The sequence below is a fragment of the Pseudomonas putida S13.1.2 genome (assembly GCF_000498395.2).
GTDB lineage: Bacteria > Pseudomonadota > Gammaproteobacteria > Pseudomonadales > Pseudomonadaceae > Aquipseudomonas > Aquipseudomonas putida_Q.
The window spans coordinates 97,889-122,297 of sequence record NZ_CP010979.1; the positions used below are offsets into that span (position 1 = coordinate 97,889).

Here is a 24,409-nt window from a genome sequence, read left to right on the forward strand (position 1 = left end):
GCGGGCTTGCCCGCGAAGGGGCGCAGAGCGGCCCCGGCTTTTTCATGCCTGTGAAAATTCTGGTTTCCACACCCTCGCCACGGCTTTCGTAGCATTTCAATGTGACCAATGAGTCAAAACGATCATCTTCCCTGTATTCTATGCAGCAGCTGTTGCAGCATTTTGTTACCGGTGCGCAAGGTGAGCTCTGCCTTCAACCCCTGGCGGTGACGCCCCGGTATTTGGCGCCCTCAATTCATCGAGTGGTGGTCTTTGGCTGTTTTCATTGGGAAGCCAGAATGATTGGCATCAAAAGCATCGCGAGTTACGTGCCTACCGCTGGCCTGGACAACTACGTCCAGGGTGCGAAGTTTGGCAAGGACGAAGAGTTCATGTTCGGCAAGATCGGCGCGTCGTTCCTGCCGCGCAAGGCCGAAGAGCAAGAAACCTCCGACCTGTGCGTAGAAGCCGCCCAGGCCCTGTTCGCCAGCAACCCTGACCTGGATCCGCAGTCGATCGATGCGCTGATCGTGGTCACCCAAAACGGTGATGAAGAAGGCCTGCCGCACACCGCCGCCATCGTCCAGAGCAAGCTCGGCCTGTCCACCCGCGTGGCGGCGTTCGACGTGTCGCTGGGCTGCTCCGGTTACGTGTATGGCCTGTATGCGATCAAAGGTTTCATGGAAGCGGCAGGGCTGAAGAACGGCCTGCTGATCACTGCCGACCCGTATTCGAAGATCGTCGACCCGGAAGACCGCAACACCACCATGCTGTTCGGCGATGCCGCCACGGCTACCTGGATGGGAGAGGATGCGGTATGGAACCTGGGCCAGGCGCGTTTCGGCACTGATGGCTCCGGTGCCGAACACTTGAAAGTGACCGACGGCAAGTTCTTCATGAACGGCCGCCAGGTGTTCAACTTCGCCCTGGTGAAGGTGCCGGCGCACCTGCACGAGCTGCTGGATGCCAGCGGCCTGAAATCTTCCGATATCGATGCCTTCTGCATCCACCAGGGCAGTGCGGCGATTGTCGACGCCGTGGCGCGGCGCTTCGAAGAGCAACACCCGGAGAAGTTCGTCAAGGACATGCTGGAAACCGGCAATACCGTGTCCTCCAGCGTGCCGCTGCTGCTGCAGAAGCACATGCTCGACGGCAGTTGGAAGCGTGTGGCGATCAGCGGCTTTGGCGTGGGCCTGTCGTGGGGCTCGGCCATTCTGTACCGCGACTGATCCCCAGCAGTCCCTAAAAGCGCCCGGCGGCCACCGCCCGGCGCTTTTTTTTGCCTGCAAGATTCTGTGGCCTGGCGCAGCTTCTGTGGGAGCGGGCATGCCCGCGAATAAGGCGACTCGGTGTATGGCACCGGCTTTGCCGGTGTTCGCGGGCGCGCCCGCTCCCACAGGTGGAGGCTGGCAGGTGATGCTTGGTGTGCTTGAGAGCGGTTTTTGACGTCAATAAACTGCCCTTAACCCCTTGATTTCTCAGGGCTGGCCCCATGCCAGCATTTTTTTTTCGAAAAACCCCTCAAGCATCCCGCGCACCCGACGATAACTATTACGAAGGTTCTCTAGGCCAGTCCGGCGGTTGCCAAGGCCGGAAGCCGCAGTACCCATCCAACGAGGATTTCGTCATGGCTTTAACTGTAAACACCAACATTGCGTCGATCACTACTCAGGGCAACCTGACCAAGGCTAGCAACGCTCAGACCACTTCGATGCAGCGTCTGTCCTCGGGTCTGCGTATCAACAGCGCTAAAGACGACGCTGCCGGCCTGCAGATCGCCAACCGTCTGACCAGCCAGATCAACGGCCTGGGCCAGGCTGTGAAGAACGCCAACGACGGTATCTCGATCGCCCAGACCGCTGAAGGTGCAATGCAGGCTTCGACCGACATCCTGCAAAAAATGCGTACCCTGGCCCTGTCCTCGGCTACTGGCTCCCTGAGCGCCGACGACCGTAAGTCGAACAACGACGAATACCAGGCTCTGACCGCTGAGCTGAACCGTATCTCGGAAACCACCACCTTCGGTGGCCAGAAGCTGCTGGACGGTTCGTACGGCACCAAGGCCATCCAGGTCGGCGCCAACGCCAACGAAACCATCAACCTGGCGCTGGACAACGTTTCGGCTAAGAGCATCGGCTCGCAGCAGATCAAGTCGGGCACTATCGCGCCTAGCGCCAGCGGTGTGGCCGCAGCTGATCTGGTTGTAACCGGCAACGGTCAGAGCAAAACCGTAAGCTACGGTGCAGGTGCTTCGGCTAAAGACATCGCAGCCCAGCTCAATGGCTCGATCGGCGGTCTGACTGCAGCTGCCAGCACTGAAGTCAAACTGGCTGTTGCCAGCGGCGCAGCTGCCACCCCAGCCAACTTCGACCTGACTGTAGGCGGTAGCACTGTCAGCTTCATCGGTGTTAAAGACACTGCAAGCCTGGCTGATCAGCTGAAGTCCAACGCCGCCAAGCTGGGTATCAGCGTCAACTATGACGAATCGACCAAGAGCCTGTCGGTGAAGTCGGACACTGGCGAGAACCTGAAATTCACCTCCAAAGCAGGCGCTGCCGCCATCTCTGTCGGTGCTAAGGATGGCAATGGTGCTTTCCCTGGCTCGCTGACCACGCTGTCCGCTACTGCTAACGCCACATCGGTTGTCACTGGCCAGGTTTCCCTGGACTCCGCCAAAGGTTACTCGGTAGCCAACGGTGCCACCGGTACTGGTGCTACCGCCCTGTTCGGCGGTGCTTCGGTTTCTTCGACCAAGACAACCATCGCCGATACCGATGTTACTGATGCCGTCAACGCCCAGAACGCCCTGGCCGTTATCGACAAGGCCATCGGTTCGATCGACAGCGTCCGTTCGGGCCTGGGTGCTACCCAGAACCGTCTGCAAACCACCGTCGACAACCTGCAGAACATCCAGAAGAACTCCACCGCTGCCCGCTCCACCGTGCAGGACGTGGACTTCGCTTCGGAAACTGCCGAGCTGACCAAGCAGCAGACGCTGCAGCAGGCTTCGACTGCGATCCTGTCGCAGGCTAACCAGCTGCCATCTTCGGTCCTGAAACTGCTCCAGTAATTCAGGCGCCTGAGTAAAGGGTGAAAGGGCGCGTTTACGTGCCCTTTCACCCTTTTTGACATGAGGAGTTCGAAACATGGACATGAGTGTCAAGCTGAGCCAGGTGTATCCGTCTGTGTTACCCCAGGCGCCAGTTGTTGATCGGGATCGGGACCCGGCCGTGCCTGCCAAGGTGCAGGACGCTGCGGCCCCCGATAACAAGCCGCACTCGCGCGAAGACCTGGAAAAAGCGGTTGGCGAGATCCGTGATTTCGTCCAGTCGAGCCAGCGTCAGCTGGATTTTTCCATTGATGATTCCACTGGTCGGGTTGTGGTCAAGGTAATTGCCACCCAGTCCGGTGAGGTGATCCGGCAGCTTCCGTCGGAACTTGCGCTCAAACTCGCGCAAAGCCTCAGTGAGGCCAGCAGCCTGCTGTTCGATGATCAGGCATAGGCTGGCATGATTTTTGTTGCTGTCGGCCCCTTGATGGATTTATCCGCCAAGGATCCGGCGGCTACTGAACAAGGAGAGCAATGATGGCAGGTACAACAGTCAGCGGTATTGGCTCGGGCATCGATACCCAGGCAATCGTCGATTCCCTGGTGGCCGCGCAGAAGGCGCCGAAGCAGGCGCAGATCAATACCCAAACACTGAAGGCAACCACCACGTTGTCCTCTATCGGCAAGATTCAGTCGGCGCTGGATGCCTTCCGCGGCGCCTTGACCAACATGACCGACACCAACAGCTTCGGTGGCCTCAGCCTGAAGTCTTCGGATGAAAAGGTCGCGACCGTGACCATGGGCACCGGCGCTGCCAACGGTTCGTTCAAGTTGATTGTCGACAAGCTGGCGACTGCGTCGAAGGTGTCGACGAAGGTCTACACAGATGGCGCGGGCTCGGTAGTCAATGCCACTGGCAGTGCGACCACGTTGACCATGACGCAGAATGGCAAGCCCTACGATCTGAGCGTTCCTGCCGGCGCAACATTGCAGCAGGTTCGCGATAGCATCAATAGCCAGTTCAGTACGGCAGGCCTGAGTGCCAACGTACTGACCGACGCCACGGGTTCCCGTCTGATCATCACCTCGACCAAAATGGGTGACGGCTCCGACATTACGCTTTCGGGCAATTCGGGCATCGATACTGGCTATACCGTCGTCGATGAGCCGGCGGACGCGGAGTACACGCTGGACGGTATTGCCATGAAGTCCAAGACCAACGACATCACCGATGCCGTCAGTGGTCTCAACATCAAGTTGATCGGTACTTCGCCAAAAAACACTACAACAAACGAGTACACGGCGACCGTTCTGTCGCTGACCACCAGCTCAACTACGCTGAAGTCGGGCCTGAAGGGTTTCATCGACACCTACAACGCCTTGCTCACTGTCATGAACGCAGAGACCAAGGTCACCAAGAACGCCGATGGCTCCATGACTGCTGCGGCGTTGACCGGTGATGCCACGATGCGTACTTTGATGTCCTCCATCCGTGAAGAGCTCAATGCGGTGTCGGGCAACGGTACCTTGAAATCGCTCGCTGCCTTTGGTGTCACGTCTGCCCAAGATGGTGGTGCGCTGAGCCTGGACGACAAGAAGTGGGACAAGGTTGCCTCCACCAATGCGGCAGACCTGACCAGTATCTTCAATGGCAAGGACGGCCTGTTGGCGCGCCTGCAAAAGGTGACCGAGCCATTTGCCAAGGCCACCACCGGGACCCTCGCCTCGCGCTCCAAGGTCCTGAGCGAAAGTCTGACCAAGCTCAAGACCGAGCAGGAGACCCTGGACACCCGTATGGAAGCCCTGCAGAAGAGCCTGCAGGACAAGTACAACAACATGGATACCCTGGTCACCCAGCTGCGCCAACAGCAGAGTTCCGTGCTGAGTACGCTAAACGCGCTGAACAAGTCGAGCAGTGACGATTAAATCGTGAACATTGCATGAAGTCCGGGCATGATGCCCGGCTTCATGTCATCGGCCGGTAAAGTTTTTCACCGCCTGCCCGATACAAGGAATATCTCCCCCTTAAGCCTGCCCGTCACGAGGTCGCAAGATGAATCCCATGAGAGCCCTTCGTCAGTACCAGAAGGTCAATTCCCATGCCCAGATTTCCGAAGCCACGCCGCATCGCCTGGTGCAGATGCTGATGGAAGGTGGCCTCGATCGCATGGCCCAGGCCAAGGGTGCCATGGCGCGTGGCGACATCGCGGAAAAGGGCCTGATGCTCGGCAAGGCGATCGACATCATCATCGGCCTTCGCGACGGCCTGCAGCCCGAAAAAAGTGAAAACCCTGAGACTGTCGAGAAGCTCGACGCGCTCTATGTCTACATGACTAATCGGCTTATGCAGGCCAATGTCGACAACGATGCCAGTATTATCGACGAAGTTGCCCAGCTGCTGATTACCGTGAAAAGCGGTTGGGACGGCATTGCCGACGCCCAGCCTGCCAGCTGACGGCAAGGAGATTACCGTGACCGCACTGCAACGCCTCGATGACACCTGTGATGCCCTGGTCGGCGCCCTGAGTGAGCGTGACTGGGAAGCCATTGCCAAGCTGGACGTGGCGTGCCGCGCCTGCATCGACGAGGTGCTGGAAACCCACGCGGTGGACCAGGCGTTGCTGCGCGAGAAGCTGGAAGGGGTGCTGCTGGTCTACCGCAACCTGATCGACGTGACAACCGGTGAACGCCAGGCAATTGCCGAAGAGATGATGCAGATCAACCAAGCGAAAAATGCTTCGAAGGTTTACCATCTGTTCAGTTAAGATGCGCACAACTTGACAAAAGGCGCCATAAATTTGACTGTGTGGGCCTTTTTGACTTTACTAGTGTCTGTTCTCGAATTCCAGACGTCCGAACACTGACCATTCAGTCGGAATGATGTCGAGCATGCCCCTGCAGGGCGGCGATATGACTAGGGAAGTTGCTATTGCATGTGGCGTGAAACCAAGATTCTGCTGATCGATGACGACAGCGCGCGCCGCCGCGATCTGGCGGTGGTGCTGAATTTCCTCGGGGAAGAAAACCTCGCTTGCTCAAGCCATGACTGGCAGCAAGCGGTAGAGTCGTTGTCTTCGAGCCGTGAAATATTGTGCGTGCTCATCGGCAGCGTAGATGCTCCGGGCAATCTCATTGGGCTCGTTAAGACAGTGGCCGGGTGGGATGAGTTCCTTCCGGTGCTGCTATTAGGTGAAATTTCTTCTGCGGAGTTCCCGGAAGACCTTCGCCGCCGGGTGCTTTCCAACCTGGAAATGCCACCCAGCTACAGCCAGCTGCTGGATTCACTGCACCGCGCCCAGGTCTATCGCGAGATGTACGACCAGGCGCGCGAGCGCGGCCGCCAGCGCGAGCCCAACCTGTTCCGCAGTCTGGTCGGCACCAGTCGTGCCATCCAGCACGTGCGGCAGATGATGCAGCAGGTGGCCGATACCGACGCCAGCGTGTTGATCCTGGGTGAGTCGGGCACCGGCAAAGAAGTGGTGGCGCGCAACCTGCACTACCACTCCAAGCGTCGCGAGGCGCCTTTCGTGCCAGTCAACTGTGGCGCGATCCCGGCCGAGCTGCTGGAAAGCGAACTGTTCGGCCACGAGAAGGGCGCCTTTACCGGGGCGATCACCAGCCGCGCCGGGCGTTTCGAGCTGGCCAACGGCGGTACCCTGTTCCTCGACGAAATTGGCGACATGCCGTTGCCGATGCAGGTCAAGCTGCTGCGTGTGCTGCAGGAGCGTACCTTCGAGCGTGTGGGTAGCAACAAGACCCAGAGCATCGACGTGCGCATCATCGCCGCAACGCACAAGAACCTCGAGACCATGATCGAGGACGGCACCTTCCGCGAAGACCTGTACTACCGCCTTAACGTGTTCCCCATCGAGATGGCGCCGCTGCGTGAGCGGGTGGAAGACATCCCGCTGCTGATGAACGAGCTTATCTCGCGCATGGAGCACGAGAAGCGCGGCTCCATCCGCTTCAACTCGGCGTCGATCATGTCGTTGTGCCGCCACGGCTGGCCGGGCAACGTGCGCGAGCTGGCCAACCTGGTCGAGCGCATGGCGATCATGCACCCGTACGGGGTGATTGGTGTGTCCGAGCTGCCGAAGAAATTCCGCTACGTCGATGACGAAGACGAGCAGATGGTCGACAGCCTGCGCAGCGACCTGGAAGAGCGCGTGGCCATCAACGGCCACGCGCCAAACTTCAGCAACCCTGCGATGCTGCCACCTGAAGGCCTGGACCTGAAGGACTACCTCGGTAGCCTGGAGCAGGGCCTGATCCAGCAGGCGCTGGACGATGCCAACGGTATCGTTGCTCGCGCGGCTGAACGTTTGCGTATTCGCCGTACCACCCTGGTCGAGAAGATGCGCAAGTACGGCATGAGCCGCCAAGGTGGCGAGGACCAGGCGGAGGATTGACGCCTGGTAGTGCGCCTGAAATGGCCTCTTCGCGGGTAAACCCGCTCCCACAGGAATGGCGCAAGTTTTGAGTATTGCGCGACACCTGTGGGAGCGGGTTTACCCGCGAAGAGGCCGGCAAAATTTTCCCACCGTTCTTTCTTCTTCCCCGCTCGTTAGTCGGTCAGGGCCGGCCCCGGCATCGGTTGAGCCTTCTCGGAAAGCCCCCCAGTAACAAAACCGATTTCGCAGCGAGCGCGATCCTAAAGCAGGCATGCGTTTTGCTTTGCCTAGGGCATAGGGCCAGGGGTCAGTTTTCTGTCGCCCCTCCGACCAATGCGGACGAAGAGCACAATGAAAGCAGTCATTCTGGCCGGTGGGCTGGGCACACGCATCAGCGAAGAATCCCACCTGCGCCCCAAGCCGATGATCGAGATAGGCGGCAAACCGATCATCTGGCACATCATGAAGATCTACTCGCACTACGGTATCAACGACTTCGTCATTTGCCTGGGCTACAAGGGTTATGTGATCAAGGAGTACTTCGCCAACTACTTCCTGCACATGTCGGATGTGACCTTCGACATGGCGGAAAACCGCATGGATATCCATAACCGCCACGCCGAGCCGTGGCGGGTGACGCTGGTGGATACCGGGGAAAACACCGCCACCGGTGGCCGCCTGAAGCGTGTCCGCGACTACGTTGGCAATGAAACCTTTTGCCTGACCTACGGCGACGGTGTGTCCGACGTCGATATTCCGCGCCTGATCGAATTCCACCGCCAGCACGGCAAGATGGCCACGGTTACCGCGGTACAGCCGCCGGGTCGCTATGGCGCCCTGGACGTGCACGGCGAACAGGTGCGCGGCTTTCAGGAAAAGCCGGCGGGCGACGGCGCCTGGATCAATGGCGGCTTCTTCGTGCTTGAGCCGGCCGTGCTCGAATACATCCAGGGCGATGCCACCACCTGGGAAGACGAGCCCATGCGCCGCCTGGCCGAAGACGGCCAGCTGATGAGCCACTTGCACCGTGGCTTCTGGCAGCCGATGGATACCCTGCGTGATCGCACGCTGCTTGAAACACACTGGAAAAACGGCGACGCAGCATGGCAGCTATGGCGCTGAACCCGGCATTCTGGGCAGGGCGCCGCGTCCTGCTGACCGGGCATACCGGTTTCAAGGGCGGCTGGCTGTCCGTGTGGCTGCGCCAGCTTGGCGCCGAGCTGCGCGGTTTCGCCTTGCCTGCCGCGACCACGCCATCGCTGTGGCAGGTCGCGCAACTGCAACAGCAGGTTCCAGGTGATTTCGCCGATATCCGTGATGCCTCGGCCCTGGCCCATGCCCTGCGGGATTTCCAACCCGAACTGGTGCTACACCTGGCGGCTCAGCCGCTGGTGCGCGAGTCCTACCGTGCACCAGGCGACACTTACGCCACCAACGTCATGGGTACGCTCAACCTGCTGGAAGCGGTGCGTGCCACGCCCTCGGTACGTGCGGTGCTGGTGGTGACCACTGACAAGTGCTACGACAACCGCGAGTGGCCCTGGCCCTATCGGGAGCAGGATGCCTTGGGTGGCTTCGACCCCTACAGCAGCAGCAAGGCCTGTGTCGAACTGCTGTGCGCAAGCTACCGCGACTCTTTCCTGCGTTCCGCCGGCGTGGCCCTGGCCACGGCACGTGCTGGCAATGTTCTGGGTGGCGGAGACTGGTCTGCCGAGCGCTTGCTGCCGGATATCTTCCGCGCCTGGCAAGACGGTGAAGAAGTGGTCTTGCGCTATCCCCATGCGACCCGCCCCTGGCAGCACGTGCTCGACCCGCTGATGGGCTACCTGCAGCTGGCGCAGGGCTTGCTCACGGACGCCGAGCGATACGCAACAGCCTGGAACTTCGGCCCGGACAGCGCAGGCCTGGCCACCGTCGGCGAAATCGTCCGTCGTCTTGCCCTGCGCTGGCCAGGCGAGGCGCGCTGGTCGGTCGCCGGCGATGCCCAGCCGCATGAAGCCGGTTTGCTGGCACTGGACTCCAGCAAGGCGCGGCAGCTGCTTGGCTGGGCGCCACGCTGGTCGCTGGATGACACCCTTGAACATACCCTGGACTGGCATCTGGCCTGGCGAGCAGGGCGTGACATGAACATCGTTACCCGCGAGCAGATCGCGGTTCACCAAGGCGGAACCCATGAGTGACAGTACGGCGCAGCAGTTGCGCCAACAGATTGCCGAGCTGGTCGGGCGCTATGCCGAGCTGCAGATGGCGCCCAAACCCTTCGTGGCGGGGCAGAGCAGCGTTCCGCCTTCGGGCAAGGTGATCGGTGCCGGCGAGCTGCAGGCAATGACCGAGGCCGTGCTGGATGGCTGGCTGACGACCGGCCGCTTCAACGAGGCGTTCGAGAAGCGCCTGGCCAAGTACCTGGGGCGCCGCTGTGTACTCACCACCAACTCCGGCTCGTCAGCCAACCTGCTGGCGTTTTCCGCGCTGACTTCGCCACGCCTTGGCGATCGGGCGATCAAGCCGGGTGACGAGGTGATCGGCGTTGCTGCCGGCTTCCCGACCACCGTCAACCCGATCCTGCAGTTCGGCGCGGTACCGGTGTTCGTCGATGTCGAGATGGGCACCTACAACATCGACCCGGCGCTGATCGAAGCGGCCATCGGCCCGAAGACCAAGGCCATCATGTTGGCCCACACCCTGGGCAACCCCTTCGACCTGGGCGTTGTGCGCGCCCTGTGCGACAAGTACGGCCTGTGGCTGATCGAAGACTGCTGCGATGCCCTGGGTTCCACTTACCAGGGCCGTATGGTTGGCGGCTTTGGCGATATCGGCACCCTCAGCTTCTACCCGGCGCACCACATCACCATGGGCGAGGGCGGTGCGGTGTTTACCGACTCGCCGTTGCTCAAGCGCATCATCGAGTCGTACCGCGACTGGGGCCGCGATTGCTACTGCGCGCCGGGCGAGGACAACACCTGCAGCAAGCGCTTCTGCTGGCAAATGGGTGACCTGCCGCAAGGCTACGACCACAAGTACACCTACTCGCACCTGGGCTACAACCTGAAGATCACCGACATGCAGGCCGCCTGCGCCCTGGCGCAGATGGACCGGGTTGATGATTTCGTTGCCGCCCGTAAGCGCAACTTCGCCTGGCTGAGCGACCGGCTGGCCGCTTGTGCGGACCAACTGATCCTGCCGCAGGCCACCCGCGACAGCGACCCGTCCTGGTTCGGGTATCCGATCACCCTGCGCGATGGCTGTGGAATCAACCGCGTCGAGCTGGTGCGCTACCTGGATGAACAGGGCGTGGGCACACGCTTGCTGTTTGCCGGCAACCTGACCCGCCAGCCCTACATGCAAGGGCTCAACTATCAGGTTTCCGGCGAGTTGCCGGTAACCGACAAGATCATGAACGACACGTTCTGGATCGGCCTGTGGCCGGGCTTGAGCGATGACCACCTGGAACATGCAGCGCGCTGCCTGGAAACCTACCTGCAGAGGCTGCGCTGATGCGCGCCTACGTCCTGTGTGGCGGTTTCGGTACGCGGCTGCGCAGCGTCACTGACTCGCAGAAGGCCTTGGTACCCGTTCACGGTGAGCCATTCCTGGCGCGCGTACTGAGCCAGTTGGCCCGTGCCGGCATCAGCGAGGGCGTGCTGTGCGCGCATTACCGCGCCGAGCAGGTGGCCGAGCAGCTTGCCGAGCTGTCTCGCCAAGCCGGTCTGCCACTGTCGATGGTGGTGGAGCAGAGCCCGCTGGGAACCGGTGGGGCACTGCTCAACGCGTTGCGCGAGCAACCTGCGCAGGGCCGGTACCTGGTACTCAATGCGGACACCTTCGTGGATGTGCAGGGTTATCGGCAGATGCTTGCGGACGAAGGCAACGCCATGCTGGCGGCGCGAGTCGATAACCGCAGCCGTTATGGCAGCCTGGCGCTGACTGCTACCGGGCACCTGGCTGCGCTGCAGGAAAAGGGCTTGCAGGGCGCCGGCCTGATCAACGCGGGGGTGTATGCCTTCACCGCGTCGGCCTTCGCTGCTACCCCCGTCCGCGCATGCTCCATGGAGCACGATCTGTTGCCCGAATTGCTCCAGCGAGAGGCCGTTGCCGTTGTCGATTACAGCGGGCGTTTCATTGATATCGGCACGCCAGAGTCGCTTGCGCGCTACACCCACGAATTTCTTCCGGATACCTCGCTATGAGCCTGCTGGTGCAGACCCTCAGCATTGGCCAACGCCAAAGCATCCTCGATGCGGTCAAGTGCATCGAGGCAGGCGCCTTGCAAATCGCCTTTGTGGTTGCTGACGACCGCCGTCTGCTGGGTGTGGTGACCAACGGCGATGTGCGTCGCCACCTGCTGCAGGGTGGGCAGACCGACCTGCCAGTAACAACTTGCATGAACAGCCATTACCGGGCGGTTCAAGCCGGTGCGTCGCGGGAGGAGTTGCTCAAGGCTTTCGACCTCGGTTTCAACGCCATCCCGGCCGTGGATGAGCAGGGGCGCCTGGTCGAGGTCTATACCCGCCTGATGGCGGCCAGCCCGGAAGTGCCGGTACTGGCACGGGCCCGTGCGCCAGTACGCATGAGCTTCTGCGGCGGCGGTGCGGACCTGACCTATTTCTTCATCGACCACCCGGCAGCGGTGCTCAGCTGTACCGTCGGTCTTTATGCCCACGCCACCCTGGTTCCACGGGGCGACCTTGGCATCCGCATTTTCTCCGAGGATCTGGGGCGCGAGGAGGACTACGACTCCCTGGCTGACCTGCTGGCCGCCAGTGAAAAAAGCCTGTTGGCGACCATCGTTTCGGTGATCAAGCCGCAATACGGCTTCGATCTCTACCTGCGTTCGGATTTTCCGGTGGGCTCCGGGCTGGGCGGTTCTTCCGCTGCCACCACGGCCACCATCGCGGTATTCAACGAGCTGCGCCAGGACCGCTGGAGCACCTATGAGATTGCCGAACTGGCGTTCCAGGCCGAGCGCCTGTGCTTCGGTATCGCCGGTGGCTGGCAGGATCAGTACGCCTCGGCCTTCGGTGGCTTCAACCTGATCGAATTCGAGAACCAGCGCAACCTGGTACACCCGATTCGCCTGGAAGAATCGATCCGCAACGAGCTGGAATCTTGCCTGGTGCTGTGTGACACCGGCATTTCTCACGACTCCGGCCGCCTGCACGAGCTGCAGCGCGAGGAGATGCAGGCCGAGTCCTCGCAAACGGACCTCCTCCATGCAAGCGTCGCGCTTTGCCGGCGCATGCACCGTTACCTGATTCGCGGCGAACTGCGCGATTTCGGCCTTTGCCTGGACGAAGCCTGGCACCTGAAAAAGCGCTTTTCCTCGGCAATCAGCCATGGTCGTCTCGATGACATTTACGCCGCCGCGGTTGCGGCCGGCGCGCTCGGCGGCAAGCTGTTGGGCGCCGGTGGCGGTGGTTTCTTCCTGTTCTATGTACAACCCCAGCATCGCCAGCGTGTGGTGCATGCGGTGCGCGCACTGGGCTGCCAGGCTCAAGGCTTTCGCTTCGAGTCCTGCGGTGTAACTTCCTGGCGGACGAAAATCCAATGACCCCAATTATTCTCGACGGCATCGCCCTGGGTGGCGACCGTGTCTACGTCATCGCCGAAGCCGGCAACAACCACAACGGCTCGCTGGCATTGGCCAGGCAACTGGTTGACGCCGCCATTGCGGCAGGCGCCGACTGCGTCAAGTTCCAGCTGCGCAACCGCGAGGCGCTGTACCGGCGCAAGGCCGACGGCTCGCGTGCCGAAGACCTCGGTGTGGAGTACATTCAGGACCTGCTGGACAAGGTCGAACTGAGCCTCGACGAGCACCACCAGGTGCGCGCCTACTGTGCTGAGAAGGGCATCACTTATCTGTGCACCCCCTGGGATGAACCTAGCGTCGATGCCCTGGCCCAGTTCGACGTGGCGGCCCTGAAAATTGCCTCGGCGGACTTGTGCAACCCCTTCCTCATCGCCAAGGCCGCCAGCCTGGGCAAGCCGCTGATCCTGTCTACCGGCATGTCGTTCGAGCACGAAATCATCCGTGCCATCGAACAGCTCAACGCGCTGGGCACGCCCTTCGCGCTGCTGCACTGCAACAGCGCCTATCCGGCACCGGAAGCTGATATCCAGCTCGGCTACCTGCGTCGCCTGCAGGAGCTGCATGGCCTGGTCGGCTATTCCGGCCATGAGCGCGGTATTGCCATCAGCCTCGGCGCTGTGGCCTTGGGCGCCCGGTTGGTGGAGCGCCACATTACCCTGGATCGCAACATGGAAGGCCCGGATCACCTGGCCAGCCTGGAACCCACCGAATTCCGCCAGTTGGTGGACGGCATCCGCCAACTGGAACTGGCGCTGCCCTGGCAAGGGCCTGGGCGCCATGCCAGCCAGGGTGAGTTGCTGAACCGCGAGAACCTCGGTAAGAGCGTGATCGCTGCCCGCGATATCCCCCATGGCGCGGTGCTGGAGCAGGGCATGCTGCGCATCGCCAGCCCAGGCCAGGGCCTGCCGCCGTACCGGCTGCCAGAACTGCTGGGCAAGCCTGCCCACCGCGACATTGCCCAGGGCGACTTCCTTTTTGAAAGTGACCTGCAGGAACAGCAAACCGAGCAGAAGCTGGCATTCGACATGCCTATTCGCTGGGGTGTGCCGGTGCGCTACCACGACTTCCTCGACTACCGTCGGCGCATCGAGCCGGACCTGTTCGAATTCCACCTGTCGTACCGCGACCTCAGCCTGAAACCGCAGCCGTTCCTGGCCGAGGTGGATTGCTCGCGCCTGGTGGTCCACGCCCCGGAACTGTTCGAGAACAGCGAGCTGCTGGATCTGGTTGCGGACGATCCGGCCTACCGTCGGCGCTCCATCGACAACCTGCAGCGCGTGGTCGATGCGACCCTGCAGATCGGCGAGTTCTTCCCTGGGGCTGATGCCCGGCTGATCGTCGCCAACATCGGCGGTTTTTCCGCCGACGCGCCGCGCCCGCTGGCCATGCGTCCCGAACTCTACGAGCGCTTCCATGAGGCCTGCCGCCTGGTGGATTTCGCCGGTACCGAGCTGATCCCGCAGAACATGGCGCCGTTCCCTTGGCATTTCGGCGGCCAGCGCCACCAGAACATTTTCATGATGCCCGACGAACTGGCGGCGCAGGCCCGCGAGCACGGCCTGCGCTTGTGCCTGGACCTGTCGCACCTGCAGATGACCTGCTTCCACTTCGGCCTCGACTTCCAGGCCGCGCTGGCGCTGCTGCTGCCGCATTCGGCGCACCTGCACGTGGCCGATGCCAAGGGTACCAACGGCGAAGGCGTAGTGATGGGTACCGGCGACATCGACTGGCCGGCCACCTGGGCGCAGATTCGCAATCATCCCGAGGTCAGCTTCATTCCTGAAGTCTGGCAAGGGCACAAGGATCATGGTGCCGGCTTCTGGTCGGCGCTGCAGTTTTTGACGCGGCTTGCTTAAGTGCCGGTTTCAAGAGGGTATTCAAGGTGACACAGACTGTCCGTGTAGCAGATTACATCATGGAGCGCCTGGCGCGTCTGGGCGTGGGGCAGGTCTACTTTCTGCCGGGCGGCGGTGCGATGCACCTCAATGACGCCCTGGGGCGCCACCCCGATCTGGAGCCGGTGCTGTGCCTGCACGAGCAGGCGGCGGCTATTGCCGCCGAAGCAGCCGGCAAGCTCACGGGTGGCCCGGCAGCATGCATGACGACCTGTGGCCCAGGTGCGACCAATACGGTTACGGCAGTGTTGGGTGCCTGGCTGGACTCAACGCCGGTGTTCTTCGTTTCTGGCCAGGTCAAGAGTGCCGACCTTAAAGCCGGTACCGGCCTGCGCATGCTGGGCGTTCAGGAAGCCGACATCGTGTCGATTGTCGAGCCGATCACCAAGGCGGCTTTCACCCTGACCGATCCCGAGGCGGTCGCCGAAGTCTTCGACCAGCTCGAACATGCCGCGCTCAGCGGGCGCCGAGGCCCGGTATGGCTGGATGTACCGCTGGACGTTCAGGCTGCCCGGATTGACCCGGCGACCTTGCGCCGGGCGCAGCGCCCCGTGGCTGCGGAGCAACCCGACATCCGTGCGGCGGTCGAGCAAACCGTGAGTTTGCTGCGCCAGGCCAAGCGCCCAGGCATCATCGCCGGCAGTGGTATTCGCATGGCGGGTGCGGTTGATGCATTCAACCAGTTGATCGAAGCCGCAGGCGTACCGGTCATGCCCACCTGGCTAGCCATGGACATCATCGAGGACGAGCACCCGCTCTATGGCGGCCGTCCAGGCTCCATTGCACCGCGCTGGGCCAACTTTGCGCTGCAGAACTGCGACCTGCTGATCGTGCTTGGTTCGCGCCTGGATATGGCGCTGACTGCCTACAACCATGCTCACTTCGCACCTTATGCGAAGAAAGTTGTGGTGGATATCGATCCGGCGGAAATCGCCAAGTTGCAGATGCCCATCGAGGTCTCCGTCGTCTCGGATGTGAAACCGTTCATTGAAGCCTTGGCTGCGCATGTTTGCCGTGATCGCCTACCGTCCTACGCCGACTGGCTGGCGCGCATCGCACAATGGCGCAAGCAATACCCGCTGTTGCAGAGCGAGCACGCGGACGACAGCCAGGGCGTGAGCATGTACTACTTCACTGACCAGCTGTCCTCGCTGCTCAACGAAGGCGACGTGATCGCACCGGGCAGCTCGGGTTTCGCCTCCGAGTTGTTCCTGCTCAACCTGCGCCTGAAGAAGGGCCAGCGTTGCTTCCACAACCGTGGCACGGGGTCGATGGGCTTTGGCATTCCGTCGGCAATCGGCGCGTGTCTGGCCTCTGGCCGCCAGCCGACTGTGTGTGTTGAAGGCGATGGCGGTTTGCAGCTGAACATCCAGGAGCTGGCGACCCTGGCCGCGCAGAAGCTGCCGGTCAAATGCTTCGTCATCAACAACCAGGGTTATGCCTCGATTCGTGCCTCGCAGAGTGCACATTTCAAACTGCTGGTGGGTGCCGATGCCAGCAGCGGCTTGCAGCTGCCGGACCTGGCGCAACTGGCCAGTGCGTATGGTGTGGGTTATGCGCGCATCGAGTCGCACAAAGATTTGCAGGCTGATTTGCAGGCAGTGCTGGAGCGCGATGGCCCGGTGATCTGTGAGGTACTTGTGCAGATCGAGGAGCCGCGTGTTCCACGGGTGATGACCCGCATGGACGAGAACGGCAAGCCGGTAACCGGTGCGCTCGAAGACTTGTATCCGTTCCTCAGCCGCGAAGAGCTGGCACAGCAGATGGCTGTTTCGCTGGACCGTCAGGGATGAAGGTGTGGCTCAAGCGTCGCTTGACCGGGTTGTGCTACGGCTACCTGCGTAGCCAGCACGACTGGGCGCATGATAAATCGCCCACGGTGCGTCATGCCCGCGTGCTGCCCATGGCCAGCCACGCGCCGTGGGTCAATGACGCCGCGTTTTTGAAGGTGTACGAGACCGTGCGCCACGCCACGCTGGTCGACATCATGCGGCTGTACGAGTTGTGGACGCTGGCGCGCCAACTCGACAACGTTGAGGGCGACTTTCTCGAGGTTGGCGTATGGCGCGGTGGCTCGGGGTGTTTGCTGGCAATGGCCGGTCAGCGCGAGGGGCGTAGTGTTTTTTTGGCGGACACGTTCACTGGCGTAGTCAAGGCCGGGGCACATGACACCAGCTACAGCGGCGGCGAGCATGCTGATACCGGTGTTGACCTGGTCCTGGAAATGGCCAAGCGTTGCCGGGTGGCAGATAACGTACGCGTACTGGTCGGCATGTTCCCGGAGAACAACGCGGAACAGGTCAGTGACCGGCTGGCGTTGCTGCATATTGACGTTGACGTCTATGAGTCTGCTCGCGATGTACTGCTTTGGGCTGCGCCCAGGCTCGTGCGTGGAGCCGTGGTGGTTTTCGACGATTACGGGTTCTTTGGCTGTGAAGGGGTAACGCGCATGGTCAACGAGTTCGTGGCGCAGAACAGCGGATACCGCTTCCTTCATAACCTCAACGGGCATGCCGTCCTGATCAAGGTAGCCGATCATGGCGAATGAGTTCGGCTTCGACCAACTGTTGGTGTATGGGGCCAGGCTTGCAGGGCGGCGCGTACGGGATTATCTCGTTGCACGAGGGCAGCGCGTGGATGCTTTTCTCGACCGCGATGAGAACTTGCACGACGTGGACGGCTTACCAGTCTTTAGTGCGCAAGACTGGGCTGCTAACCATGACCCGGCTAAAGCCTGTGTGTTGATAGGTTTGTTCAACGCCCATGTGGATACCAAGACCATTTTCGATGATCTGGAGGCGCTGGGGTTTGGTCGCATAGTCAGCCTGGTCGAATTCGTAGGCCTTTATCCAGAAGACCAGCCGTTTCGTTACTGGCTGGTTGCCCCCAGCTTTTACGAACAGCATGCAGCACGTATTGCAGCGTTGCGGGTTGCGCTGGAGGATGAGGCGAGCAAACAGCTGTTGGACGCGATAGTGGAGTACCGCACCTTGGGTGATCCGCGTTGCCTTCCTTCGGTAGCAGGGCAGCAGTATTTCCCGGCAGACGTGCCGGGTTTGCCTGAACCGCTGCGGTTCATCGATTGCGGTGCATACATCGGCGACACTGTTCAGGCATTGCTGGCTGCCGGTTTTCGTTTCACCAGCCTGGCGACATTCGAGCCGGACCTGGATAACTATCGTCATCTGACGGCGCAACTTGGCCAGGTCCCGGGGGCAATCCATTTTCCCTGTGGCGTGTCAGACAGCAGCCGTTTGAGTGGGTATGACCCCACTCTGGGGGCGGGTGGACATCTTGTCGAGTCCGGCGGGAACCCTGTGTGTTGTGTGCGCCTGGATGACGCCTTGCCCGGATTCGCGCCGAACTTCATCAAGATGGATATCGAAGGCGAAGAGCCGGCAGCCTTGTGCGGGGCGGCGGGCCTGCTGCGTGCACATCGTCCGCACCTGGCCATTAGTATTTATCACCGTGCGGAACACCTCTGGGAAATAGCCGAGCAGTTGCAAGGCTTTGATTTGGGCTACCGCTTTTACCTGCGCTGTCACTCACCCAGTACCTTTGATGCAGTGCTCTACGCTGTGCCTGAGAGGCCGTGAGTGCCACATGTCACGGTAGCTCATATGCTTTTTCGTCAGCGAAATACGTAGCGGTCGCGGTGCAAGGAAATCGGATGTGCGATCAATGAATAAACTTTCCACGATAGACCGGCCTGTTGTCATTTATGGTGGCGGTCAGATAGGTGTTGGCTTTTGTCGGCGTTTGATGCAATGCGGTGTGAACGTTTGCGCCATCATTGATCGTCATCCGGAAGGTGTGTCGAATGCGCCTGTACCGGTGATGAATGTGGAGACGTGCATTCAAAGGCATGGTAATGCGCTGGTGTTCGTGGCAATAGGAAATGGCCTTGCCCACCCTCCGATTGCGCGTACCTTGCGAAGCGTCGGCTATACGAAAATACTGCACTTGCCCGCGTTTCTCCGTGGAGAAAAAGCGGCCGCCATGACGCGCGCATGGAACGCATTTTATTCGGGTGATTATGCGGTGCCCTTTGCCAGTTTTGACGAGCTGTATACGGTGCACGCGGGTGAATACCTGCTGAGCGCGTTGTCAGATTATGTGACTGCCATTGTGCACAAGGACTATGTCTATACCGTAAGGCGTTCTTACGATGGCATTGATCACGATTACGCTGACTACTTCAAGTGGCAAAATCAGGAACAAGACGTTATCGACAGGGCGACCAACGTCCGGCTGGATGATCCGGCAGTCAAGGCACTGCTTCCTTTTGATGAGTTGTTTACCCAGGCGCAGCTGGACTTTTATCGCGCGAAAACCTTTTTCGATATGGGGGATTATTATCGAGAGGCTGCGTCTGTCGCCGTGTTTGATAGCGCAGCGCACCGCTTCAATATTCTCGATGGCTCTCATCGCGCCTTCTATCTGGAGCGCCAGGGGTTCGACGGCATTCCGCTTAAAATGAAGCGGGCGGAGTGGGAGGCTTATTTCAGAGCGGACCAGGCACAGGCGCTGATGGATTATTGCAGGCAACTGCAGTCGCTTCCTGTTGTTGTTAAACATCCTGCTTTCATGTCGTTCCCCGTACGCGAGCGTGAGCCAGACGCTGAGTTCTTGCGCCTGCTCAAGGGAGTGTGCCCGGTATGATCTGGACTGCCGAGACGCCGATAGTGCTGTACGGTGCCGCCCATCGTGGGACGATGGTTTCGCGTTATCTGAGGGCTGGCTGCAATGTCACAGGCTTTATTGACAAGCGTGCTGCCGAGATAGAGCGCCACGAGGGGCTGCCGGTCACAAGTGTCGGGCATGCAGACAAATCTGCACTCGTGATCATTTGTGTAAACAATATTTTTGAGCACGAAAGCATTGCGCTTGGCTTGGCCGCGGAGGGGTTCGAACGGGTCATTTTTTGCCCGGTGAATGGGTCCAACATGTCGTGGCGATCTGCTGAAGACCGGGCGCAGATGGCAAAGCTTCATAACCATATCATTGACGAACAGCTGACCTTGCCCGTTGAGATCCCGGCATTGAGAGGGCTTTTTCATCCGGACTACAAGGATGATGCGCTCATCAGTGACGCGTCGGGGGACGTGCTGGCGTGGATACCGGCCTTGTTGGTCTGTGCACGCCGTAACGGGAATGGCCTGTTCCAGGACAGTCCGGTGTTTACCCTGTTCCCCTACCTGGAGCTGTTCAAGTGGTTTGACGGTGAGGCGGGCGCAACACCGGACCACTACATGGACCTTTACTGTCGCAACGCGGCTGATCAATTTGGTATCGCGCAAACGGCCGCGTGGGTGGATAACGTGCTGCGAAGCCGTAGGCAGGTGTATGAGCGCATGCGGCAAACGGAATCTATCGACCCCTTGTTCTTTTTGAACCATGCGGTGAAGGCGGACTGGAACAGTGAAGAAAACCACTTCAACATGGACAGCGGCAAACACCGTGCCGCCTTCCAGATTCATCGCAAGCGATCACTGGTTCCGCTCAAGCTGTCGAGTGCGGACTATGAGGCCTACCTTAATCGCCCCGCTTTGAAAGCGCTGATTGATTGCATGGTGCGATCAGGCATCACCGAATTGCCCTATCCAGTAATGCACTCGTATTTTCTGAGAGCGCCGTATCGGGCAGAAAGTGCCTACTATGAGACGTTGCTGAAGTTGTGCCGTGTGCTGGTACTGAGAAACTTCAGTGAAACCGGCAGGGTCAGCCTCCGCGGCGTTCATCTGCGGGTAGAAAGCGCTGACCTCGAGCCGCTGGCCCAGGCGTTTGCGCTGCTAGGTTGCTCGGTTCGCCATGCTTATCAAGAAAGCGAGTTTGACCGTGGCGTCAGGGATTTGTACCGCATATCCGATCGCTTCGCACGGTCGGCCGCTGCGCTCGAAGCGTATGACTTTTTACTGGATGAGTGGGTGGCTCGATAATGCGTGCGCAACTGATTGATGTGTGTGCGCAGCCTGACTTGCAGGCGCAGGTGGATGATGTTATCCAGCGAATGGAGCAGCACTGCCCGGTACGCGTTTTGTGCTATTCGCTGATGGGCTCTATTCCTCTTGGTATGGGGAATGCTTCGTCTGATTATGACCTGCTTGCGTTTTACGAGCCGCAGCGGGCAATAACCGCCAAGCAGTATGATGTTATCAATAACAAGACCCCGCTGCTGGGCGCGGAGCACATTGCAGGGCAGGTAAACTTGTTGCTTGCTGATATTGAACTGTGTGCTTTGAAATTTATGGATATGCCGGAGGCTGTATTTTCGCAGGCATACCCTCATCATCTTAACTCTCTGACCGTCCATGACGCCGCGTTCGATATCACTGTGGTGCCTGGTTGCAGCTCTCCCAAGGTTGCCTCGATTTTTTCCGATATGTTCTATTACGGCAACGGTGTGTTGACGGATCGCTTGGGTAGCGTGCGTGAAAATTTTGCAGAGATGAAAAACCTGCTTCGGGTCTATGACTTTTGCAAGCGCCGCTTCGTAACGACTTACGGCCGGCTTCAGCACTATCTTGTGGATGAGGGCAATGTCAGGCTACGTACCTACCTGCAAAGCATCAACGATATTTTGGCGATCGAGTATGCGCTTGACCGCCTCGACGTACCGCCGCCTGATGTTTCGGTCATGCTGAATTATCTCGATGATGCAAAGGTTTCGGGAATTGCGCGGCACTATGTCGATGTTAACGGCAGCACCACGTCTGCAAAAGAAAAGCTACTGATTGATCCGAACTTGACGTTGAATCAGTGGATCGCTGAGAGGCTGGAGCGTATCAGGCCGCGCTTGGCGGCACTGTACCCGCAGCGCGCGGATGCACTGTTCGATATCGTTATCGAGTGACAAACGATTTTTTCAGGTGCTTGGTTTTATTTTATGTTGCGGGATGGCAGTTCGTGGCCATTCCAATCGGTTAGGCAGGTAATATGATGAATGCTGGCTTGTCCTCGCTCGGCGCCAATTTTTCAGCGATGCAGAAAGGTTGCATCTATTCATTTGCACTTCCGTCTGGCGAGCGTTTGCCGGTTTGCTGGTCGGATGCGCCTCTGCGTGAAGCTCAAGATCACATCGTGATCAGGCACCCGTCTCGGCTGGAGGCATTATCACGTCTGGATAATTACCCCAATATCAGGCGCTTGCTGGACTCGAACGCTGGCCTGGCCGATTTGGCGGCGCTAAAGAAGCAGGCGCTCGGCTGGCTGAGTGAGGGGTTCTATATCTTTGGGGCCTTCAAGGTCGGTTTGCGATTGGCGCTTCACGCGCAAACGCTAGGCGTTGAGGTCAAAGGTTTTCTCGACAATGACCGGGCGAAGGAAGGCGGTTCAATGGAGGGGATCTCGATCGCTCACCCATCCAGCCTTTCTTTGGACAACGCGGTCGTCGTTGTCGCGAGTGGCAGGCATGGCAACGCCATTTCCAGGCAATTGGGTCAGGTGCCGGGGATTCGCCTGGTCAACATGCATGAATTTCTATACGCGTTGGATGGCGCGGGGCCTGGCCTGGGGTGCGAGAAGTTTTCCAGTTTTGCAGAGGCACCATTACGTGATCCCTGGCGGTTCATTTCTGCTTTTTTGTGCCTGGACGATGAGCCATCACGCAAGGTTTTTGATGCGTTGATCGGTATGCGCACACGCCTGTCAATTGCGTGTGCCGAGCAGGCCAAGTCGCCTTGGGATGAAGAGTATTTCGACAAGGCATTTGTACGGCCTGAACAGGCAGCGCGCTTTGTGGACGCTGGCGCGGCAGCGGGCGATACCCTGCATCGGCTGGAGAAACACTTTGGCCCGGTCGAGCAGGCCTGGCTGTTTGAACCCGAATTACCCGCTTACTACGAGGCGCTCAAGAGTGTCTCGGACCGGCCCAGTGTCTGGCTGTTCAACATGGGGCTGGACGAAGTGCCCAGCCGGGCCATCTATCAGCCAGAGCTTTCGTATGACATTGCTGGAGAATTAAGCAGTGATGTTCCCGCAAGCATCACCTCGTTCATTCAGGGTGTACCGCTGGATGCCGTGGTGCCGGGCAAGGTTGGCTTGTTCAAGCTCGACATCGAGGGCATGGAGGCATCTGCCTTGCGGGGCGCACGCATGATCATCGCGCGCGACAGGCCCGCGTTGGCAGTCTGTGCTTATCATCGTTCTGACGATTATTGGTGCTTGATCGATGAAGTGCAGTCCATTCGCAGCGATTACAAGGTGGGCATGCGCTTGTACGCGGACATTCTGGAAGACATTACCCTGTATTTCTATTAGGCCTGTGGCCAGGCGGCCATGCTTTGGGAACGCCTGAACTGCTGCGGCGTCTCCACTCCCGCGTTTAACCTACCCATGAGTCCCTGACGCCAATGCCTGGATTTTCCTCGCTTTCACCCGTAATCAGAAACGCGTTGCTTGCCGTCCCCTCCACGCTTGGTTTGCACAACGCCTTGGCGGGGCAGCATGTGCTATTGACCGGTGGTACAGGTTTTTTTGGATCATGGTTGTTGGCGTTGTTTCAGCAACTAAACCTGCAAGGCGCAGGGGTTAATGTCACCGTTCTGTCACGCAACCCATCCCGATTTCTGGATGCGCAGCCTTGTTACCGTGAGTGCGCTTGGCTGCATTGGGTCTGTGGTGATGTGCGTGATCTGCTGACCGTTCCGGGTCAGCCTGTCAATCTGATTATTCATGCGGCAACCGAAACTTCCGCGGCTGCCCATGGCAAGCCGTTGGAAATTTTCGACACCATCATGACCGGTGCGCGTCGGGTGCTCGACCTGGCAGTAAGGGATCAGGCGCGCGTGCTTTTTACTGGCTCCGGTGCGCAGTACGGGGTTCTGCGGGGAGGAGCCGATGAGGTCGCCGGGGTCGCGGAAGGCTTCGCTAGCGCTTGTGTCAGCAACAGCGCGGGAAGTGCTTATGCCGAAGGTAAGCGAGCACAGGAAACCTTGGGCGCGATTTATGCACAGACGCAAGGCATTGACGTAATCATGGCGCGCTGCTTCGCCTTTTCGGGGCCAGGTCTGCCGCTTGATGGCCACTTCGCCATTGGCAACTTTGTTCGTGACGCCCTGTTTGCGGATCAGGTGGTGATCCGCTCTTGTGGGACGGCGGTGCGTAGCTATTTGCACGGTGCAGATCTGGCTGCATGGCTGTTGGTGTTGCTGGCAAGAGGCAGATCCGGCGAGGCCTACAACGTTGGCTCCGATCAGGCGATCAGCATTGCCGATCTGGCGCGTCGGGTTGTTTCGCGAGTGGCTCAAGGAAAACAGGTGCGGATCATGGGGCGCCCCGAGGGTTCGGAGCGTTCCTTTTATGTACCGGATATTGGCCATGCCCGTGGGTTGGGGCTGGACGTCTGGACCAGCCTGGACCAATCGATCGACAGCATGGCTGCCTGGGCGAAATCCCTGGGTGAACGAAATTGAATTTCAACGAGGCTGCGTGTAAGCGAGGCCGTGACAGAGGGGATGCGTGATGGATTGGGCCTCAATTGCAGGCGGTAGTTGCCAGGGGAAGCCTT

At 59.9% G+C, this 24,409-nt stretch carries 21 protein-coding genes; all 21 read left to right on the top strand.

Annotated features, from left to right (window positions below):
* The first annotated feature begins 278 nt into the window (after positions 1-278).
* The 21 genes from N805_RS00490 (at position 279) to N805_RS00590 (ending at position 24,314) form a co-directional block, all read left to right on the top strand.
* Positions 279-1,208, top strand: a complete 930-nt coding sequence (locus N805_RS00490; protein ID WP_019471402.1) for a ketoacyl-ACP synthase III — start codon at positions 279-281, stop codon at positions 1,206-1,208.
* A gap of 398 nt (positions 1,209-1,606) precedes the next feature.
* On the top strand, positions 1,607-3,049 hold the full coding sequence (locus N805_RS00495; protein ID WP_019471403.1) for a flagellin: 1,443 nt from the start codon (positions 1,607-1,609) through the stop codon (positions 3,047-3,049).
* Between the two features lie 76 nt (positions 3,050-3,125).
* Positions 3,126-3,482, top strand: a complete 357-nt coding sequence (locus N805_RS00500) for a flagellar protein FlaG (protein WP_019471404.1) — start codon at positions 3,126-3,128, stop codon at positions 3,480-3,482.
* A gap of 83 nt (positions 3,483-3,565) precedes the next feature.
* Positions 3,566-4,954, top strand: a complete 1,389-nt coding sequence (gene fliD / locus N805_RS00505; protein ID WP_026034448.1) for a flagellar filament capping protein FliD — start codon at positions 3,566-3,568, stop codon at positions 4,952-4,954.
* 127 nt (positions 4,955-5,081) lie between these two features.
* Positions 5,082-5,483: a flagellar export chaperone FliS gene (gene fliS, locus N805_RS00510; protein ID WP_019471406.1), complete on the top strand. Its 402-nt coding sequence runs from the start codon at positions 5,082-5,084 to the stop codon at positions 5,481-5,483.
* A 16-nt stretch (positions 5,484-5,499) separates the two neighbouring features.
* Positions 5,500-5,793: a hypothetical protein gene (locus tag N805_RS00515; RefSeq protein ID WP_026034449.1), complete on the top strand. Its 294-nt coding sequence runs from the start codon at positions 5,500-5,502 to the stop codon at positions 5,791-5,793.
* A 168-nt stretch (positions 5,794-5,961) separates the two neighbouring features.
* Entirely contained in the window at positions 5,962-7,437 is a 1,476-nt protein-coding gene (fleQ, locus tag N805_RS00520) for a transcriptional regulator FleQ (protein WP_019471408.1), read from the top strand.
* Between the two features lie 333 nt (positions 7,438-7,770).
* Complete coding sequence (gene rfbF, locus N805_RS00525) at positions 7,771-8,541, top strand: glucose-1-phosphate cytidylyltransferase (RefSeq protein ID WP_014590132.1); 771 nt, start codon at positions 7,771-7,773, stop codon at positions 8,539-8,541.
* A complete protein-coding gene (gene rfbG, locus N805_RS00530; protein ID WP_019471409.1) occupies positions 8,532-9,599 on the top strand; it encodes a CDP-glucose 4,6-dehydratase in 1,068 nt (355 codons plus the stop codon). The genes rfbF and rfbG overlap by 10 nt, the downstream gene beginning before the upstream one ends.
* Positions 9,592-10,914: a lipopolysaccharide biosynthesis protein RfbH gene (gene rfbH, locus N805_RS00535; RefSeq protein WP_019471410.1), complete on the top strand. Its 1,323-nt coding sequence runs from the start codon at positions 9,592-9,594 to the stop codon at positions 10,912-10,914. The genes rfbG and rfbH overlap by 8 nt, the downstream gene beginning before the upstream one ends.
* On the top strand, positions 10,914-11,606 hold the full coding sequence (locus N805_RS00540) for a sugar phosphate nucleotidyltransferase (protein WP_019471411.1): 693 nt from the start codon (positions 10,914-10,916) through the stop codon (positions 11,604-11,606). Before rfbH ends, N805_RS00540 begins: the two co-directional genes overlap by 1 nt.
* A complete protein-coding gene (locus N805_RS00545; protein ID WP_019471412.1) occupies positions 11,603-12,967 on the top strand; it encodes a CBS domain-containing protein in 1,365 nt (454 codons plus the stop codon). The genes N805_RS00540 and N805_RS00545 overlap by 4 nt, the downstream gene beginning before the upstream one ends.
* Entirely contained in the window at positions 12,964-14,862 is a 1,899-nt protein-coding gene (locus N805_RS00550) for an N-acetylneuraminate synthase family protein (RefSeq protein ID WP_019471413.1), read from the top strand. Before N805_RS00545 ends, N805_RS00550 begins: the two co-directional genes overlap by 4 nt.
* 26 nt (positions 14,863-14,888) lie before the next feature.
* Complete coding sequence (locus tag N805_RS00555) at positions 14,889-16,694, top strand: thiamine pyrophosphate-binding protein (protein WP_230685694.1); 1,806 nt, start codon at positions 14,889-14,891, stop codon at positions 16,692-16,694.
* Positions 16,691-17,449 (top strand): TylF/MycF/NovP-related O-methyltransferase, encoded by a 759-nt coding sequence (locus N805_RS00560; protein ID WP_019471415.1) that lies wholly within the window; start codon positions 16,691-16,693, stop codon positions 17,447-17,449. Before N805_RS00555 ends, N805_RS00560 begins: the two co-directional genes overlap by 4 nt.
* Positions 17,439-18,497: an FkbM family methyltransferase gene (locus tag N805_RS00565; protein ID WP_019471416.1), complete on the top strand. Its 1,059-nt coding sequence runs from the start codon at positions 17,439-17,441 to the stop codon at positions 18,495-18,497. The genes N805_RS00560 and N805_RS00565 overlap by 11 nt, the downstream gene beginning before the upstream one ends.
* Positions 18,498-18,582: 85 nt before the next feature.
* Positions 18,583-19,563: a hypothetical protein gene (locus N805_RS00570; protein WP_177313754.1), complete on the top strand. Its 981-nt coding sequence runs from the start codon at positions 18,583-18,585 to the stop codon at positions 19,561-19,563.
* The gene (locus N805_RS00575) at positions 19,560-20,840 is read left to right on the top strand and encodes a hypothetical protein (protein ID WP_019471418.1); all 1,281 of its coding nucleotides are present in this window, start codon (positions 19,560-19,562) and stop codon (positions 20,838-20,840) included. The genes N805_RS00570 and N805_RS00575 overlap by 4 nt, the downstream gene beginning before the upstream one ends.
* Positions 20,840-21,754 (top strand): hypothetical protein, encoded by a 915-nt coding sequence (locus N805_RS00580; protein WP_019471419.1) that lies wholly within the window; start codon positions 20,840-20,842, stop codon positions 21,752-21,754. The genes N805_RS00575 and N805_RS00580 overlap by 1 nt, the downstream gene beginning before the upstream one ends.
* Before the next feature lie 86 nt (positions 21,755-21,840).
* On the top strand, positions 21,841-23,160 hold the full coding sequence (locus tag N805_RS00585) for an FkbM family methyltransferase (RefSeq protein ID WP_026034450.1): 1,320 nt from the start codon (positions 21,841-21,843) through the stop codon (positions 23,158-23,160).
* A 92-nt stretch (positions 23,161-23,252) separates the two neighbouring features.
* Complete coding sequence (locus N805_RS00590; protein ID WP_230685695.1) at positions 23,253-24,314, top strand: NAD-dependent epimerase/dehydratase family protein; 1,062 nt, start codon at positions 23,253-23,255, stop codon at positions 24,312-24,314.
* Positions 24,315-24,409: the final 95 nt, after the last annotated feature.